16 protein-coding genes are annotated in these 18,158 nt (G+C 60.4%); all 16 read right to left on the bottom strand.

Annotated elements, in window-relative coordinates:
* Positions 1-75: 75 nt before the first annotated feature.
* The gene (locus ACWGXE_RS03180; RefSeq protein WP_447601261.1) at positions 76-552 is read right to left on the bottom strand and encodes a hypothetical protein; all 477 of its coding nucleotides are present in this window, start codon (positions 550-552) and stop codon (positions 76-78) included.
* A gap of 10 nt (positions 553-562) precedes the next feature.
* Entirely contained in the window at positions 563-1,717 is a 1,155-nt protein-coding gene (locus ACWGXE_RS03175; protein WP_447601260.1) for a hypothetical protein, read from the bottom strand.
* Positions 1,718-1,789: 72 nt separating this feature from the next.
* Positions 1,790-2,719 (bottom strand): universal stress protein, encoded by a 930-nt coding sequence (locus ACWGXE_RS03170; protein WP_447601258.1) that lies wholly within the window; start codon positions 2,717-2,719, stop codon positions 1,790-1,792.
* Positions 2,716-3,063 (bottom strand): Na+/H+ antiporter subunit G, encoded by a 348-nt coding sequence (locus ACWGXE_RS03165; protein ID WP_447601256.1) that lies wholly within the window; start codon positions 3,061-3,063, stop codon positions 2,716-2,718. The genes ACWGXE_RS03170 and ACWGXE_RS03165 overlap by 4 nt, the downstream gene beginning before the upstream one ends.
* A 4-nt stretch (positions 3,064-3,067) precedes the next feature.
* On the bottom strand, positions 3,068-3,337 hold the full coding sequence (locus ACWGXE_RS03160) for a K+/H+ antiporter subunit F (RefSeq protein ID WP_447601254.1): 270 nt from the start codon (positions 3,335-3,337) through the stop codon (positions 3,068-3,070).
* Positions 3,331-3,816 carry a Na+/H+ antiporter subunit E gene (locus tag ACWGXE_RS03155; protein ID WP_447601252.1) on the bottom strand — a complete coding sequence of 162 codons (486 nt, stop codon included), beginning with the start codon at positions 3,814-3,816 and terminating at the stop codon, positions 3,331-3,333. The genes ACWGXE_RS03160 and ACWGXE_RS03155 overlap by 7 nt, the downstream gene beginning before the upstream one ends.
* Positions 3,813-5,357 (bottom strand): monovalent cation/H+ antiporter subunit D, encoded by a 1,545-nt coding sequence (locus ACWGXE_RS03150; protein WP_447601251.1) that lies wholly within the window; start codon positions 5,355-5,357, stop codon positions 3,813-3,815. The genes ACWGXE_RS03155 and ACWGXE_RS03150 overlap by 4 nt, the downstream gene beginning before the upstream one ends.
* Positions 5,354-5,710: a Na+/H+ antiporter subunit C gene (locus ACWGXE_RS03145; protein WP_447601249.1), complete on the bottom strand. Its 357-nt coding sequence runs from the start codon at positions 5,708-5,710 to the stop codon at positions 5,354-5,356. The genes ACWGXE_RS03150 and ACWGXE_RS03145 overlap by 4 nt, the downstream gene beginning before the upstream one ends.
* Positions 5,701-8,490 carry a monovalent cation/H+ antiporter subunit A gene (locus ACWGXE_RS03140; RefSeq protein WP_447601248.1) on the bottom strand — a complete coding sequence of 930 codons (2,790 nt, stop codon included), beginning with the start codon at positions 8,488-8,490 and terminating at the stop codon, positions 5,701-5,703. Before ACWGXE_RS03140 ends, ACWGXE_RS03145 begins: the two co-directional genes overlap by 10 nt.
* A 115-nt stretch (positions 8,491-8,605) precedes the next feature.
* Positions 8,606-9,082, bottom strand: coding sequence for a hypothetical protein (locus ACWGXE_RS03135; protein WP_447601247.1), 477 nt, complete (start codon positions 9,080-9,082; stop codon positions 8,606-8,608).
* 14 nt (positions 9,083-9,096) lie between these two features.
* Positions 9,097-9,540, bottom strand: coding sequence for a cupredoxin domain-containing protein (locus tag ACWGXE_RS03130; RefSeq protein ID WP_447601245.1), 444 nt, complete (start codon positions 9,538-9,540; stop codon positions 9,097-9,099).
* A 569-nt stretch (positions 9,541-10,109) separates the two neighbouring features.
* On the bottom strand, positions 10,110-10,508 hold the full coding sequence (locus ACWGXE_RS03125) for a hypothetical protein (protein ID WP_447601243.1): 399 nt from the start codon (positions 10,506-10,508) through the stop codon (positions 10,110-10,112).
* Positions 10,505-10,786, bottom strand: coding sequence for a hypothetical protein (locus tag ACWGXE_RS03120; RefSeq protein ID WP_447601242.1), 282 nt, complete (start codon positions 10,784-10,786; stop codon positions 10,505-10,507). The genes ACWGXE_RS03125 and ACWGXE_RS03120 overlap by 4 nt, the downstream gene beginning before the upstream one ends.
* A gap of 126 nt (positions 10,787-10,912) precedes the next feature.
* Positions 10,913-11,887, bottom strand: coding sequence for a formylglycine-generating enzyme family protein (locus ACWGXE_RS03115; protein ID WP_447601241.1), 975 nt, complete (start codon positions 11,885-11,887; stop codon positions 10,913-10,915).
* Positions 11,888-12,030: 143 nt separating this feature from the next.
* Entirely contained in the window at positions 12,031-12,936 is a 906-nt protein-coding gene (locus ACWGXE_RS03110; RefSeq protein ID WP_447601239.1) for a formylglycine-generating enzyme family protein, read from the bottom strand.
* A 281-nt stretch (positions 12,937-13,217) separates the two neighbouring features.
* Positions 13,218-18,158 carry a hypothetical protein gene (locus tag ACWGXE_RS03105; RefSeq protein WP_447601237.1) on the bottom strand — a complete coding sequence of 1,647 codons (4,941 nt, stop codon included), beginning with the start codon at positions 18,156-18,158 and terminating at the stop codon, positions 13,218-13,220.

The raw sequence follows: 18,158 nt of genomic DNA, 5'->3' as shown, positions 1-18,158 counted from the left end.
CGGCGCGGCGTGGACCTCGCGTGGCGTCTCCGCAGTTTGGTCACGAACCATCATGGATAATGCGGGCTAGTCGCTTCATGAAAACCGGCGGCCGATCCATTCGCCAAGAAAATGAGTGGCGGCAATGACACAGATCCCGATAAATACATGCTCGCCGACGACTTGCCAAGGCGCGTTCTTCTGTATGCGAGCCACCCAAAAACTCAGAATCGCCAACAAGAGCAGGCCCCAGCCTATGCTGACCAGCACGGCGACGTCCAGAGACAGCAGCAGGACCGGAACCGCGAAGGAGGCGGCGATGAGAAACTTCGCCACAAAGGTCGCGAGCGTCGCTTCCCAGACATGAGCATGCGACCCCTGGTGCTTCGATTCCTCCGCCACGTGAATGCCCAAGGCGTCGGACAGCGAGTCAGCCACCGCGATCGTCAGGATGCCGCCCAAAACCGCCGATTCCGAATGGGTGCCGGAATACAGCCCCACCATCAAGCCCAGCGTCGTAATGACGCCGGACGTCAGGCCGAAACTCAGCCCGGTAATGAGCGAATGCCTCATTCCCCCATTCTCACACCAACTCTTCTCCCCGCAAAGCGACCACCAGGCTCGCCTTCGTCATCAACAAGGCTCCCAGACCGAACAGGACCGTGACGGTCGTGACGATCTCCCCCACAATCGGAACCAGTGTCAGGAGGGCATAGACCCCTAATCCCGCCACAAAACTCCACGCGAGGGGCGACGAATCGGATGTGCGCCGGAGCAATATCTGCCCGAAACAGGTCACGGCATAGATGCGGGCAATATAGACGGTCGCCGCATACAGTCCCATTATGATCATTCCGAGCGGTGCGCCGAGTAGTGTGATGACCAACACCAGCGCAAGAATTGGGATTCCGACCAAGGCGATGGCTCCCCAGCCGAGGGACCGCCATGGAAGGTCACGAATCGCCGAGGCGACTCGTCGCGTGAACATCGGATATATGCGCAACAGGACCAATCCCAGAACCAAGGTGGAGACGATGCTCATGATCCACGTCAGCGCCCAGAGCCCGGCGAGTCCCCGCCGGAATCCCTCCGCTTGCCACCCCTCCGGTAGCCGGCGATGCGTCACCGGCCCGCGAACGCTCGCCCCTTCCTCAATGATCGGCTCCGCATCGGCCCAGTACCGGAGCCTTCCCGAGATGATCGCCTTCGAGGTCAGCCGAACCGCCCCCGCCGCCACCGCGAGATCGCCGCCGATACGATTCGAGAGGACGACGTTTCTGGCCCCAATCTTGGCATCGCGACCGACCGGCCCCTCGATTTCCACATCGCCGCCGGCGGCGACCAGATTGCCGTCAATGCTTGCGGCATCGGTGATTTGCACATCGGCCCCGCCGACCGCCACGTTCTTGCCGATCTTGCCGCTCAGGACGACATGGCCGCCGGTGATCCTGGCGTCTTGCGCGACGTTGCCCGATACGATTACTTTCGCCCCGACCGCTATCAGATCTCCATGAATGACTCCATCCACCAAGACCCTGCCTCCGGCAACATAGACATCGCCCTGCACGGTGCCCGAAATCACAACCCTGGGTCCGAAGGTAACGTAGTCGCCTTGCACCACTTGTCCGGCCGGCAAGACGGCGCGCCGGCGCGACAATGAGCGGTCGGTGGAGTCCTCGGCAAAGGCCGTAGCGGGCGTCACCAGCAGACTCAGCGATATGAAGACGACTGCGATCACAATCCCGTCTCCTCTTTCGCATCCCTCTCGCCAACTTAGGGGCCGGCCGGTGACTAATCAATCGCTTCGTTATCACCCATCTCTACGTATTGGAGTATCCTGCGGTCTTGGTTTGGCGACCAGCACCGGGCATCCCGCTCTGCGGACGATGGATTCAGCCACGCTTCCTAATAGGAGCCGCTCCACGCCACGCCGTCCGTTGGTTCCCATCACGATCAGATCAGCCTTCGTCTGTTTTGCCTGATCAAGGATGACCTCCACGGGGCTTCCCGGTTCCACAATTTTCCTGATGATGCTGCGCTCGGCCTGCGCTGCCTCAACCGCGCGTTGAAACAGCCGATCCGCACTATGGTCGGCGGATTTAGCCGCGCGACCCCGCTTACGACTCACCAAGCCCGACGAGCCCGCCGCATGGATCAGGATCATTCGTGCATCGGCCCGCTCGGCAAGCAACGTCGCCGCGCGCAACGCCGCGTCGGACGAAGCCGAGAAATCAAGCGCCACCAGGATCGTCTTCAAGTTGACGCGGCGCGGGTTCACGGGAGCATCGGCCACAGCGGAGGCATGGACCGTCAGAACGGGACATCGAGCATGCCGTAACAGCGCCTCTGCAGTATTCCCCAGTTGGAGACGATCCCAACCGGTCCGGCCGTGCGTACCTATGGCAATGAAATCCGCGCGAATCTGCTCCGCGACCTTCACAACCGAATCCTCGGGAATACCGACGATCAATTTATGCTCGGCCGCGATCCCGTTGTCTTTGGCGACACGAACCATGCGGCCCAATTCAAGCAAGGCTTTGGTTCGCAATGAATGGACAGATCGGCGGGCCGCTGGAGACCAGGTCTCGAAGTCGGGCATCGCTTTCACGATATGGAGGAGAACCAGTCGTGTATTCAAGAGCAATGACAACTTGAGCGCGTAGGCATAGGCCCGTCGCGCCGGCTTCGAAAAATCAGTCGCCAGTAAAATGACTCCGTTTGTGTGGCGGGCGGCTCTCATCGTTCTTGTCCGTCCTCCTGCAGGGCCTCACCACCCGAAAACTCCTCCGGCACCGGCGCCTGAGACGCGAGACGCCGCCGCAATCCGGCCTGTCCGAGCAGGAATGCGCTCACCGGCGCCGTGATGAACAGAAACCCGACGATCAACAACTCACGCAGGCTGAGGGTTCTATGGAAGACATGCACGATCGCCGCGAGCAGCATGCCCCCGACGCCCAATGTCGTAGCTTTGGTGGGGCCGTGCAGCCGCATAAAAAAATCCGGCAGCCGGAGAAGAGCGAACGACCCGACGAGGAGAAAACAACTGCCGATCAGCAGAAGCAGCGAGACGGCGATGTCCAGCATCGGTTCACTCCATGACACGACCGCGAGCCACATAGCGGGCCAGCGCCACCGTGGAGACGAACCCGGTCAGCGCAATCAGCAGGGCCGCGTCGAAAAACAGGGAAGTGGAAAGATGAATGTCGAGGACGATCAACAAGGCAATGGTGTTGACGTACAGCGTATCGAAAGCCAGGATACGATCGGCCGGATGAGGACCTCTCAAAAGCCGCATCGTGCAACACGTCACCGCGAGCGCGATGGCGAGATAGGCGATGTAAATGGAACTGATCAGCATTCCAGTATTTCCATCAAGGGCCGCTCATATCGCTGCTTGACTCGGGCGATGAAGGAGTCTTCGTCTTCCACGTGAAGGACATGCACCAATAACGTGCGCGCATCGGACGCCAGCGCAACCGGGATGGAGCCCGGCACGATCGACACAATGCTCGCGAAGAGGGCGATGGCGTGCGGATGCGTCAGGGCAAGCGGCACCTGTACGAATCCCGGACGCAAATGTGACATCGGCCCGAGCACGAGACGCGCGACCGCAATATTGGCGAGCAGGATATCCCAGGCGACCACCGCGATCAGCCGAACCGCGCCGCCGAAGGAACGGATGCCGGGCAGCGGTGCCAGCAACGGAGCGGCAAGACCCGGGATCACGAGTGCCAGCACGAGCGCCAATGCCGATTGTGATGCCGAGATCCCGGTCAACGCGAGCCAGGTCGCCGCCAGCGCGAGTGATAATATCGGAAACGGGCAAAGGGACTTCACCTGCCACCATCCACGAAAGGCCGAATAAGATTGTCGTCATGAGAACCAAGCACGGCATCGATATACCGGGCCGGGGCAATGAGGTCCGCCGCCGTCTCATCGAGATAACTCGTAATCGGCGCCGCGTATACGACCAGCAGCAGACTGCCCACGATCAGCGTGATGAGGGCCGCCCACTCGCCGCCGCGCGGCACATGCGCTTGTGCGGCTGGGAGCGGCTCCGTCACGTTCCAGAGCACGATGCTGCCAGCTCGCGCGCAGGCAACTAACGTCAGCACGCTCGTCATCAGGACGACGCCCCACAGGGCCGCGACTGCCGCGCCGTCCTGCGTGCTTTGCAGGACCAGCACTTTCCCGAAGAATCCTGCGGAAGGAGGAACGCCGGCCACGGTGGCGCCGCCGAATAGGAAGGCGAGACCGAGCCATCCCGCCTTGCGAATCTCCGGGCCCGGATGAAGCGAATCCCCCAGGTCACCACGGCTGCGTCCAAGCAAGTCGCCGTTGAGGAACAGCACTGCAATGACGACGGTGGAATGCGCCAGATAGTAGAGCGCCGCGGACAGCGCCGGAGCGCCCCCGACTGCCACAGCGGACAGAATCGTGCCGGTCGAGGCCATCGTCAAGTAGGCGGTCATGGTTGCCAGCCGGTCGGCACCGAGCGCGCCCACCGTGGCGAGGGTGAGCGTGCCCAGCGCACAGGGCAGCAGCCACGGCGAAGTCAGGTCCATGAGCGTGCCCGCGTCCAGGCCGTAGATCAGCGTCTTCACGCGAATGATCGCATAGATCCCGACCTTGGTCATGATCGAAAACAGGGCGGCAACCGGGGCGGGCGCATGCGCATAGGCCGGGGGCAGCCAGAAATGAAGGGGGAACAGCGCAGCCTTGACCCCGAACACGCCGAACAGCAGTAACCCCGCGGCTCGAACCAGTGCAATGTCCTCGGCTTGCACCTGGGCCACGCGCTCGGCGAGGTGAGCCATATTGAGCGTCCCGGTGACTCCATAAAGCAGGCTGACCGCGATGAGGAAGACGCTGGAGGCGGCGATATTGATCGCGGCATAGTGCAAGGTGGCCCGCAGGCGATCCCGTCCCAATCCGTGCAGCGCAAGACAATACGACGCGATCAAGAGAACTTCGAAAAAGACGAAGAGATTGAACAAGTCGCCCGTGAGAAAAGCTCCGTTCAATCCCATCAATTGAAACAAAAACAGCGGGTGGAAGAAACGGCCACGGGCATCCCATCCCTGCGTCGCGTACAGGGCCACCGTGAGCCCAAGCAGCGCCGTCAACGACAGCATAAGCGCCGAAAGGCGGTCTGCGACAAGGACGATTCCGAAAGGCGCCGGCCAGTTCCCGAGTTCGTAGACCAGAGGCGAACCGGGCCGGGCCAGCCCCAGGATGGCGAGCGCCACGGCCAAGAGACAGCCCGTCACGGCCACGCTCAAGACGCGCGCCGCTGCCAGCGGCGCGCGCTGCAGAATAAGGAGCAGGGCCGCCATGAGCGCGGGCAGGACAATGGGAGCGACGAGCAGATGGTTCATGATCCATCCACCGGCATGCGGCTTGGCGCCGGTTCCATGCCGTCCACATGGTCGCTGCCGGTCTGATACCGCAGGCGTACCGCGAGCGCCATGATAAAGCCGGTCATGCCGAACCCGATCACAATGGCGGTCAAGACCAGCGCCTGCGGCAGCGGATCCGCATAACCGGCCGCTTCCGAATGTATGATAGGCGGCGCCCCCGTGCGAAGCCGCCCCATCGAGAAAATAAACAAGTTGGCGGCCGAGGATAACAACGACAACCCGAGCACCATGGGGAAGGTCCGCCCACGCAACAACAGATAGACGGCGCAGGCCGTGACGACCCCGACTCCGGTGGAGAGCATCAATTCCATGAGGGCTCCTCTTCTGTCGCGGGGGGCTTGCGCCGAGCCTGCCCGAGAGCGGTCAACGTCAGAAGCGTGGTTCCAAGCACCGCCATGAAAACCCCCAGGTCAAAGGCCATTGCGCTGGCCAGCGGGACCTCGCCTAGAAATGGGACATGGAAATGGCCGGCGGCGCTGGTAAGGAACGGGGCGCCCGCAAACATGCCGGCGAGACCGGTGAACCCGGCCACACCCACACCGGCGCCGATCACGAGCCTATAATCAATCCGCACGCGGGCAAGGATCGGGCTCAACCCCTCACCCATGAACTGCATGACGAGAGCGAGCGAGGCGATGAGGCCGGCGATAAATCCCCCGCCCGGCAGGTTATGGCCGCGTAAGAACATGTAGACCGTCGCGAGCATCGCAAGCGGGAGCACCAATCTCGCCGCCACCGCGAACATGATGCCGTTTCTCTCCGGCTTGGGCATGAATGCAGGCCGTTCGATCCGCAGGTCCGCCATGAGAAGTCCGACCCCGATGGCGGCCATGCTCAGGACAATAATTTCACCAAAGGTATCGAAGCCGCGGAAGTCGACCAGCAGCACGTTGACGACATTGTCGCCGCCGCCGCGCGGCACACTGTTCTCCAGAAAGTACCAGGCGATCGATTCCTGCCCTCGTGTCAACACAGCCCACGAAAGTCCCATCACACCGGCACCGGCAGCCACCGCCAAGGCGGTATCACATGCCAGACGGCGTCTCGTCGATTCCCGCGGGGTGGCCAACGGCAAACGCGCCAAGGCCGTTAACAGCAGCACCGTCGTGACCACCTCCACGGCGAGCTGGGTCAGCGAAAGGTCGGGCGCCGAGAAATAGGCGAACGTGATCGCGACCACAAGCCCGACGACACCGGCCAGGATCACGGCGACAATGCGGGTATGATGCGACCGGACGACCCCCAACGCACCGAGCATCGCCACGCCCCACACCACGAAGCCGAACGGCACCGCCGGCACCGGCGTCGCGCCGCCTGCTTGAAAACCATGCTGCATGAAGGGCCACACGCCGAGTGCGATGAAGGCCGCCACCGCGAAGGCCAGATAACGCTGCAGCGAACCGTTCTGCAATCGGTTCGTCAGGCGGCCGGCCGCCGCAATGGCTCCGTCATACGCATGTTGAAACAGCAGCCGCCCGGTATAGCGGACCGGCACATGGAGATGCACATCATAGCGATGCCGTAACAACCAGTAGATCACCGAGCCGCCGACGAGGGCGACGACACTCATGACCAACGGGAGGGAAAAGCCGTGCCACAACGCGATGCGATAGAACGGCAGCGTGTCTTCGACGACCGCCCGCGCCGCCACATCAACCAGCGGGGCGACGGTGTAGCCGGGCAGGACACCGACCGCGATGCAGACGACCGCCAGCACCTCGGCCGGCACCTTCATATAGCGGGGAGGCTTGTGCGGTTGATGCGGAAGGTCGTGCGGTTCGTCAAAGAACACATCATGAATGAACCGCACGGAATAGGCGACACTGAACATCGATCCCAACGTGACGGCGGCCGGAGCAATACTTTCGAGCAGAGGGATGCCATGGAGATCGAGTGCCTCGGCGAAAAACATCTCCTTGGACAAAAACCCGTTGAATAACGGCACGCCGGCCATTGCGGACGCGGCGACGATGGCGAGGGCCGCCGTCTGCGGCATCTGGCGCCACAGACCACCGAGCCTTCGCATGTCGCGGGTTCCGCACTCATGATCGATGATGCCGGCGGCCATGAAGAGCGACGCTTTGAAGGTCGCATGGTTGCCGACGTGAAAAACGGCGGCCAACGACGACATCGGGGTGTCGAGGCCCATCAGAAACATAATCAGGCCCAGATGGCTGATGGTCGAATAGGCGAGCAATCCCTTGAGATCGTGCCTGAACATCGCCACGTAGGCGCCGAACACCATCGTGGTCAAACCGACGGTGGTGGTTACGTATTCGAACACGAGATTTCCTCCCAGCAAGGGATAGAGTCTCGCGAGCAAAAAGACGCCGGCTTTCACCATGGTGGCGGAGTGAAGATACGCTGAGACCGGTGTCGGAGCAGCCATCGCCGCGGGCAGCCAGAAATGAAACGGAAACTGCGCCGATTTGGTGAACGCGCCCAGCAGGATCAACGCCAGCGCGACATTGAAATGGGGATGGTTACGGATGGCCTCGCGCGCCGCAAACCAATCCGAAAATTCGAAGCTGCCGGCAATATTCCCCACGAGCAGGAGGCCGCCGAGCAACGCAAGGCCGCCGCCGCCCGTCACCGCAAAGGCCATACGGGCTCCCTGGCGGGCGAGCGGGCTGTGGGTCCAAAACCCGATCAAGAGGAAGGACGACAGGCTCGTCAATTCCCAGAACATCAGAAGCAGGAGCGCATTTTCAGAAAAGACGATGCCCAACATCGCTGTCATGAAGAGCATGAGCAGCGCGTACAATCGGCCGATCCGGTCCTCCGATGATAGGTAGTAGCGCGCATAGAGAATGACGAGCAGCCCGATGCCGAGAATCAGAAGCCCGAACAGGAGGGTCAGGCCGTCAAGCCTGAACGAGAGATTCAGACCGACCTGCGGGAGCCATGGGCGGCTCACAATGAATTGCTCCCCGGTCAGAATGTCCGGCATTTTGCCCGCCAGCAAGGCCAGGCTCATGGCCACCGGCGCGGCGGCAGCCCACGCTGCGGCGGAGAAACCCCGGCGCTGGGCGATCAACGTGCCGGCGGCGCCCGCGAGAAAAGGCAGCAATATGATGATCGGCAATGTCATTGCGAGAAATACGACGCAAAGAAATGTCTCTCCGTCTTCTACGGGAGGCGGGCGAAACTTGCAAGCCGATCCGGCGGGAATCCCAAAGAGTTTTTCCGATGATGAATAATGCGGGCTAGGATCGAACCAGGACGACCGCCGCGTATACCACGGCCAACGCGAACAGGAGCGCAAGCCTGGGCACGAACCGGGCCAACATTCCCGCCCGCCGATCAACCGGCGCTGGTCCTGTGGCGGATGACTGTGGAATCGACCGGGTCCGTGCGGCCAGCATCAGGTCGTGCCAAAGCGATAAGCCCACCAGGCAAACGACCAACGTCAACTTGACCTGTAACGGGCGGGGCCAGGCGGCAACATCGCCGATCGGCAGACCCCGCTGCACGATCAGGACAACACCGGTCGTAATGAGCAGGCTCACAGCAACCCACACCAGCACGCGAAATCGGCGCGCGATGTCACGGAACAATTGAAGACGTTCCCCGGACAAGCCGGCTCGGCGAAAAAGAGGAGCCACGACCAGGGACAGGAATATCATCCCGCCGATCCAACTCATGGCAGCAAGGACATGAAGCCACACAAGAAAGGTATTCATGCCGCGATTTTCAGTCAGGCAACCGGAACCTCGAGAAGATAAATTTCGCCTTTGAGATCAGTGTGCAAATCGCACTGAAATGTGAACTGACCTTGATGCTGCGTGATGAATCGAACGATCAAGGTCTTTCCAGGACCGACATAGAATCCCTCTATCCCTTTGCCATAGGATTCAATGCCTTCTCCTTCGCCGTGGACCGAAAGTCCGGCTAGCATCGACGACATGAACCCATGTCGAACATTGTCTTCGTTCCGGATGACGATCACCGTGGGAAATCCGGGATGAATCGGCACCGTCTTGGTCACAAGGAAGGTGCTGTCCCGGATCGTGATCTCGATGCGCTGCTCCTGAGGCTCTACAGCCGACGATCTCCTGTCGAACCATGGACAGACCAGCAAGGCCAACATGAGACCAATGAGGATCAGCTGGCTTCCGACACAAGACACTGGATTCTTCATTCGGCACCTCCACGTATGGGTGTCATACACGACTTTGTGAGAGAACTTGCAAGGGCATCATGAATCATCTCAGTTGTCACTCGCAATGGCTCGACAAAAGAAACGGCGCCATCGACCGATCAGTTGAAGAGTGATGAGAGGAAGGAGAGAGGCTAATTGGAGATTTCATTCCGATTCAGTTCAGCGTAAGGCCGGAGGACAACATTAAGGTCGAGCGTTATCCCGTCTCGTTCAATTGTGAGAGCGGTTGGAACCTCGCTTCCTCCCACCCAATACCGAAACGGCTGTCCATTTGCCGTGAGGATCCGGTCACCCTGCTTTAAGCCGGACCTCGAGGCAGGGCGACCGGGTCGCCACCTATGAGCAGATTTTTGGATCCGATTCTGAATGGATCAGCGGGTCAAGGATTCTGGCCCAAGTTTTATGACAATTTAGCGCGTGACCGTGAACATCAAGCAGCCCTGCATCTCGAACTGGCGAATAAGCGCTGGCCGCGTCGAGCCGGTGCAACGGTCGCGCGCTAAGAGGGACCGGCGGCAGCCCAATTGACGCTTCTTGCCGCGAAACAATCAGAATGAAATTCCTACATAGGGTCCGACTTGTCCGTAGCTATTGTTGGTGTTTGTCATGTTCGCCGTCAGGTGATAGCGGCCGTCCACGCCCACCTTGAACGCCTTGTAGACTTCGTACTCGAACCCCAATCCGAACTGCACCCCCACATCCAGATACTGCGTTTGGTTCGACGGTGGACTGATCACGTGAATATCGAGTCCGGCTGGAATGATCCAGGGCCGGAAACGGCTGTCTTCCATGAATTTGATCTTCGGGGCCACGTCGATTGTCACCATGGTGAGTTGCGTTTTTGCCGGTCCACCGGTTGCGGAGCTGACGCCCCCGACGACGGTTTCGGAACTCAGGCGGTTGAATTGCAGGCCGATCTCTCCGACGGCCCATGTCTTGCTCATCATGTCCCAAAGGCTCTTGGAAGCACGAGATCAAGTCCGGCTCCTACGTACCATCCAGTGTGGCTGTCATTCTGTCCGCACGTTGTCGAACCCAGCCCGCAGTCGGTAAAGAATCCGTTGGCGCGGCCGCTGGTCATCCCCATGAACCCGCCCTTGAAGAACACCATGTTTCCCGTGCCTTCTTCAGCCGAAACCGGCCCGGCACCACAAACACCGAGCGCCACGACGATCGCAATGACGGCAGAGATGACTCCATCGATCCTCCTCTTCTTCCTTGCCATGATGTCCCTTTCTCTGGATTGGCCAGCGAGGGCCCTCCGGGCCCTTCCCGTCGGTTCACTGCATCGTTCTCGCCGGCCCGAGACATCAGTCTGTGAAGAAACCTCAGCTATACGACTATGTAGTTATCATTCATCCTGCGTCCTCCTCGCCTGCGGCACTTGCGCGCCGGCTGGTTCAGGCATGGATCGCGCGCACCGGAACCCTAGCCAGTTGATTTTGGTTCCAGGGTCCGTCCCATTGCGCATGGCCGCCCGCATAGTGGTCGTGCTGTCCATCCACCCGCCGCCGCGAAACGCCTTCTGCGTTCCCTTTTCCGGCCCCGTCGGATTCCGGTCCGGAGCGGAGCGGTAGTATTCCTTTTCGTACCAGTCGGACACCCATTCGGCGACATTACCATTAAGTTGATAGGCGCCGTAGGGACTGACCGCGTTGTCATACCGGTCTACTGCAATCAATGGCGGGTACAACAGCAACCGTTCCGGACGGTCGCGGACCGGCCCTGACAGGCCGGTTCGGCCGAAGTTGGCGCGGGTCAATCCGGCCGATTGGTTGCCCCATGGGTTGAGGCGGCCATCGGTTCCGCGCGCCGCCTTTTCCCACTCCGCTTCCGTCGGCAACCGCTTGCCGGCCCACCGGCAATACGCATCCGCGTCGTACCACGTGACGTGCATGACCGGGTGGTGAGCCATCGCGTCTTGAAAGTTTCCGCCATCGTACCGCCAATCAATGAGTGGAGCCCGGTTTGTGTCTAGGACGAACTTCAGGTACTGGAGATTGGTGACTTCGTACGTATCGATGTCGAATCCGTCCACATACACCGTGCGCTGCGGCAGTTCCGTGACATAGGCGTTGCGGTCGATCTTCTTATCACTCCCCATCAAAAACGGGCCGGCCGGGACCGACACCATGTCGTTCTTCGCGGGCCAAGCCTTTACCCGATCCATTGCAATCCGCTTCCCTTCAGCGGTCCATTCGATCGTGATGTCTTGCGTATCCAGGCCCCAGACAACATTCGTCAGGATCAGCAAAGTAGCTGTCACCAACAGCGCGTTGACTAGCCATTCGACTCTGGTCCATGAACCGAGCTCTTTGGTGTCCACGTTCGGCCTCCTCCTTAAAGACGTTCATCGTAAAGCGTATCTCGACGCTGGAAATGACTTGGTAATTTGGTGAAGTAAAAACTGCCGCGAGCCCTTCGCCAAATTACGAAATCACCACATCAAACTTCACCCGGCGCTCACAGTTAACGCCGGGTGGATAGCGGCGGTTCCCATTGCGCGCAGCGAAATCCGATCAAGTAACTCCAATGGTCCAGCCCGCCGGCATTTCGACCGGCCGAGCGCGCCACTTCCGGGTCTTCATTCCACGAGCCGCCGCGAAATACCTTGTCCTGCCCCTGTCGCGGGCCGGTGGGATTCTGATCTTGCTTGGTCCGGTAGTATTCGGGATCAAACCAATCCGCGACCCATTCACTCACGTTCCCCGCCATTTGGTGAACTCCGTACGGACTCACGCCCTTGTCGTATCGATCGACATTGGCCAGCGGCGGATACTTGAAGCCTCGCTTCGAACCGGGATGCGCGATGTTGCTTTTCATCCACCCCGCCGGCTCATTGCCCCAGGGGAATATCCGTCCGTCTTCTCCTCGCGCCGCTTTCTCCCATTCCGCCTCTGTCGGAAGGCGTGTCCCCGCCCACCGGCAATAGGCATCCGCTTCTCGCCAGGAGACGCCGATCACGGGATGCTTCGCCATTTTTTCCGGGAACGGCTGCTCCTTCCAGTATCGAGGCCAGGAGGCACCGGTGTGCAGCACATAGCGGAGATAATCCACGTTGCTCGTTTCGAATCGGTTGATTCGAAATGCCTCTATGTATACCCGTCGTTGAGGCTGCTCCTGCGGTCCGGCCGCTCGGTCCACTTTGGGGTCGCTCCCCATGAGAAACCATCCGCCCGGGACGACAACCATCCCGCCGGGCACTTCGAGGCCGGCCAACCGCTCCGCCTCGTCCAGCGGGGTCCAGAGCGACGGTTGTTTCGACTGCTCATGGCTCGCCACGGCAGGCATGCCCATAAGACACAGCACGGCAATCAGGACGGCGACACACAACCCGTTCGTGAGGCGGAAAGGGTAAAATTCCTCACTCCACATTCATCATTTCTCTAAAAAGCGGGGGAGCCACACATTGCATGCAGCTCCCTACTTCACATTTTTGTTTTGCTCATCCCTATCCCATTCGACTGGAAGGGATGGGCACGGAGGGGATCGCCCTGGCGTCTGTTGCCGGGCAATTGACCAAACCCGGCGCCGCTCGCCGTTCTTCTATTCCGAAGAGGCGAGCGGCCAACTGTACCGGATCACTAGCAGTCTAACTTCATCGCATCAGGGCGAACCCGAAGCTGCCCGCCCTTCGTCAGTCGAACTCTCCTTCTTCAGCGCAAGGCCGTCGGAATTCCGTTCGGCTCGGGTTGCACTTCCGCTTGCTTCGATGCCGGCCCGGCCGCGCCAAGCGGCTGGATCCGCGCGTCACTGGTCGGCAACACCCGGAGATATCCCCACTGCCCTGACTGCGTGTAGGGCAGCCGCTGGTTTGACCACAAGAAGTCTCCCACCTGGCGGTACGGCCCACCCGCTCCACCGCGGATGAAGACATCCAGAACCTCGGACCCGGCATACTCCACCACGCTGATCATGTCCGCGCCGGGCATGTACGGCTCGATCGGCCATTCATGGCCTTCCACGCCGAACATGCCGTTCTGCTCGCTGTTCGCGCCGATGACGTGGATTCGGATCGGGTCCCCTGCATGCGCTTCGATCAGCGGCGTGACAGGATCTTCCGGTTTATCCACTTTGCACGGCTGGAATATTTTTCCCAGCGAACATCCCTCTTCTTCGCGGAATTTGTACGGTTCAGACCGATAATTCACCGACGTCAGGCCGGCCACGTTCTGCACGTAGGGCATGAAGGCAGTGCCGATGATGTTATCCTCATCTTGGAAGAAGAGGGCCACATCACGGTAATTGGCCTTGCCGACGTTTTCCGGCAAGCTGGTATCGACGATCACATCGGCTCTCCACGCGTTTTTCTGCGAGAGATCCGCGCCGGTCACGGGATCGCGATATTGCGATCCGCGCGGGCCGACAATGATCGCGCCGTATAATCCGTTGCGCGGATTGACCACGACATTCCCGCCGTCCCACACCAACGACGTCGTCTCCTTATTGGCCGGATGAGCGTAGTAGGTGTACTTGCGGCTTTCGCCCGGGGCGACGGTCTGATCGCCAGGGTTATTCCCGACGTTCAACCCCTGGCTGTCCTTCGGATCGAAGGCCAGGCCCGGCGCGAAGAATGACGCGCGGCTGTTCTTCATTTGGTTCTTCAGCGTCACCTTGATGCAGTCACCGAGGTTGGCGCGCAGCGTAAGCGGATTGGGCATCACATCTCCCGCCACCCTGGTGATCTCCTCTTCCAGCGCGAAAATCTTGCCTTCCGGCATCGTCATTTCGATCTTGCGCTCGAAATCCACCTCGATCACCTCCGGCGCCTTCGGATTCAGCTTCATCGGGCGATCCAACGCCACCACGCTGAAGTTCTTGACCGGAGCGTCAGCCGGACATACGGAGCCCGGCACGGGCGCAATACCGAGAGGATTGGTTCCCTTCGGCAAAGGCTTGAGGTCTTCCACCGGTTTGTCCAACACCCGGACGATGCCCCATCCACCCTCGGCGAAGTGGGAACTCCGGCCGTTGAAGTGGATATAGTCCCCCGGCATACCTTGGAACCCACCCGCCTTGGTCACGAGATCGTACCGCTCGGCGATCCCTACATGAATGGAGTTCTTCCGATTGGCGTCGGCCGCGTACCGTTCGGTCAGGAAAGTGTGACCGGAGATGGTCCACACATGGGATTCGTTCATCAGCTGGTGCAGCAGACGGAACACCATCGTGTCGCCCACATATGCGCGCAAGAGCGGCGTATCCGGGTCGCCATGGATGGCGCTGCTGAACAGCTTGGACGTGTCCGGGTTATTCGACAGGCGCTGCGCAAACGGCTCGGCCCGGAAGTTAAAGCCGCTGCCCGTCGTATGCGTGCCGCCGTTCAGGTACCGGTTCGGCGCGTTCAGGATTTTCTCCGGCATCTGGAACGACACCGTCTTGCCCGCTTCCAACGCCACTTCGATCGGCTGTCCCGGAGGATTGCCGGCTTCAATGACGTTCACGGTATGCGGGACCGTGTCGTGAATGGAGACCATCAATTCGCGGAAGCTGCCGCTGACACCGGCGCCGATCGGCTCGTTGCTGTGAATGTCAGCCACCGGCCCGCTGTACACCAGCTTCCCGTTCTTGGGGTCATGATAGGTGCTGCCGTACGGCTCGACCAAGGTCACCCCGAATCCGCCGTGCGGCCAGGTCGTCGCGCCGAACGCATGGTCATGCCAGAACACCGTTCCCATATCCACGTCCACCCACCACCGATAGCGGACAAACTCCGGCGACACGAGGTCATTGGCCGGGTGGTTGTGCTTCAGCGGCTTGAAGAACGTGAGGCTGTCGCCCTTGATTTCCTTGATGCGGGCGACTTCGGAACAACTCTTATCCCGCGGCAGGGATGCCGCCGGATCGCTGCCTTTCTGCAAACAATCCATGCCGACCATGACTTCGGTGTTCACATGGAGCGGCGTGGCGCCGGGCGCCATCTGGATTTTGATGGATGTCGCGCCGGCCTTCGCTCCTCCTACCACCTTGGCCACCATCGGCGCCGGCAATCCATGCTTGGTTTTCTTACCCCACATGGTAAACGGCCGGACCGACATTTCGTACTCGAAGCCCGAGATCACGCCGTCCGAGTTCCCCGTATCGAACTGGAAAAAGTGGGGATGAATGTTGATCTTGGACGACTGGAAGTTAGTGTAATCGTCGTCGTCCCACTCGCTGGTCAGGAGCAGGTCGACGCAATCATACACGTTGGCCCGGATTACGGCCGGATACTTCATATCATCATTGGCCCGAGTCAGATTCTCCTCTTCGTGGAGCACGTAGATCAGGCCGTCCTTATCCACGATCGGCGGCTCTTTCCCCTGCTTCCTGGCCAGAGTGATCGGCAACCGGATGAAGTGGATGTTGTAGGCCTTCTGATTGGCATTGTCGGGACACAGGCTCCAGCGGCCCTGTTCGCCCGGCTTGGCCGGCTCGGAGGTCCGCTCCCCGTTCTCATCTTGGTGGATCGGTTCTAGCCACGGCGCACCGTTGTGGTTCGCGGAGAACGGCACGCGCTTGCCGAAGTGCGGCTTGAACAACGGCCAGGCCATGCGCCCGGTCGTCGGATCGAAGAGAATCGAGGGCCTCGTGCTGTCGTCCCACTTGGCCGCCCAGGTATACTTGGGATTCGGCGCCGTGCTCTCACGTTCGCCCTTCGCGATATTGCCGTCCCACTTCCAATCCCATACCGTCGCGTCATAGGCCAGAATCTGATCCTTTTCTTTGTCTGTGTGGCCCGGCTTGCCTTGAGCCGGCAAATACATCTCGACCCAGTCCTTGATATTCACCACCGCCGGATCGGATTTCCAATTGGTCTTCTGGCTCTTATCGACAATCTTAAAACTCTTCCCGAACCAATCGACGGTGGTGCCGATCAGTTTGTCGGAGCTCACGCCGAGCTTCATGCGACCTTTTCGGTCGGGCAACTCCTGTAGGTCCGGCATCGTGTCGGTGTGACCCGCGCCGACTTGCAAGGTGTTATAGAATCGTCCGTAGCCCCACATCCCCGCCACATAATGGTGCGCGACGTGGCAGTGATAGAGAAATTCGCCGGCCAAGTGCTGGCACCCTCCGCCGCCGCATTCCGGCTCGAGGTCCAGCGCTTCGGACGGACCGATGACTTCCACGTCCACGCGATCGGACTTCGTCCGGACAACCGGATACTTCACCGGTCCGTCCTGTCCCATCGCCCAAAGATTATTGGGTTCGGTGCCGGGACTCCGCTGCCACCGGATCGATCCACTGTGCGGATGATGGGAATGAAACACCTCGGAGCCGCCGTGGACCAGCCGCCATTTGACCGGCTCCCCCAAATACCCGCGCGCAATGGTGGTCGGCGTATCGCCGAACGTATAGGCGCTGTAGGCCAGTGATTCGTCCTCAAATCCAAAATACTCATGCTGCAAATGCATCTGATCGATGCCGAACGGCTCGCTGCGATAGTTGATCGCACGCCCGCCCGGACGGTAGGCATCGGTCAATGGATCGCGCTGCGGCAAGAAGTCGCCCTTCTTGTTCAGCGGCCTGAAGGCTTCGTCTCCGATCTCGTGATAGAACAGAACAAACTCACGAAAGTCGGGTCCGGACCCGTTGTCGATGTTGACCTGCCAGCCGCTCGTCACTTCCCTGTCGGGGCCGCTCCCCAAGGAGTCCAGGTACTTCGATCCCTTCGGTTCGACAATGAAGCCGCCGAAGAGACCCAGCACCGTCAATTCCCGGTCATGACTATAGGAATGGAACTGGCGAACACCTTCCTGCATGTGCGGATGGATGTACCATTCGAAGTCCTGCGATTTGCCCGGCTCGACAATAGAATCGGGATTGGTCGTCGTAGCCGGTCTGCCGGTGGGGCTCACGACCATGCTGGAGGCTTGGATGAACAAGCTGCCGTCCTCCCCCTCCATCTGATTCCGCAAGGTCATCTTCACGCAATCACCTTGATTCGCGCGCAGGACAAGCGGTTGGATGACATCGCCCTGCAATCCGGTGCTGACGGCCCCCGGATCAAAGCCCTCCTTCTCGCGGGCCTCTTTGTTCCTCGCTTCCTCCGCCCGCGCTTTGTCGATGTCCTGTGTCAGGACATACATGTAGCCCGGGTAGTAATCGAGCCAGCGGTTCAGGGTGATTTCGATGTTGATCATCGACACATCGAACTGTTTGGTCGGCACGCCGACCGGACACTTGCCGCCGCTCATCGACACCGGCTCGCCCTTGGCGGCATCCGTCATGAGGAGGAAGCTCGATCCGTCTTGCCCCATGTACTGATGCATCATCGACATGTTGTTGAACATGCCGGACGTGGGTTGCGCCTGCGCGTCCTTCTGCGCCTGCTCCTCGATCTTCCGCATCAACCGGTGATGTTGCAGTTCGATCTTCTCCGACCGGTCGGCACGTCCTTCCAACGTATCCTCGACGACCGTCTGGCCCTTCAACGTTTGTGTCCACCCCGGCATCGACACCGGACTGGCATGCCCGTCATGGGCCTGGTCTCCCGGCCCGGCTGCGAAGAGCCACGGGGTTGCCAGCAGGCTGCCTGAGAGCAGCGCAGCTTGCAGACCTCGCGTGGCCTTGCGGCTTCGGCGCCTGCGTTGAGGTTGAAATCCCATATAGCTCAT

This window comes from Nitrospira sp. Nam80 (genome assembly GCF_965152575.1).
Note: the sequence above shows the minus strand (reverse complement) of the source record. Positions and strands in the feature narration are given on the sequence as shown.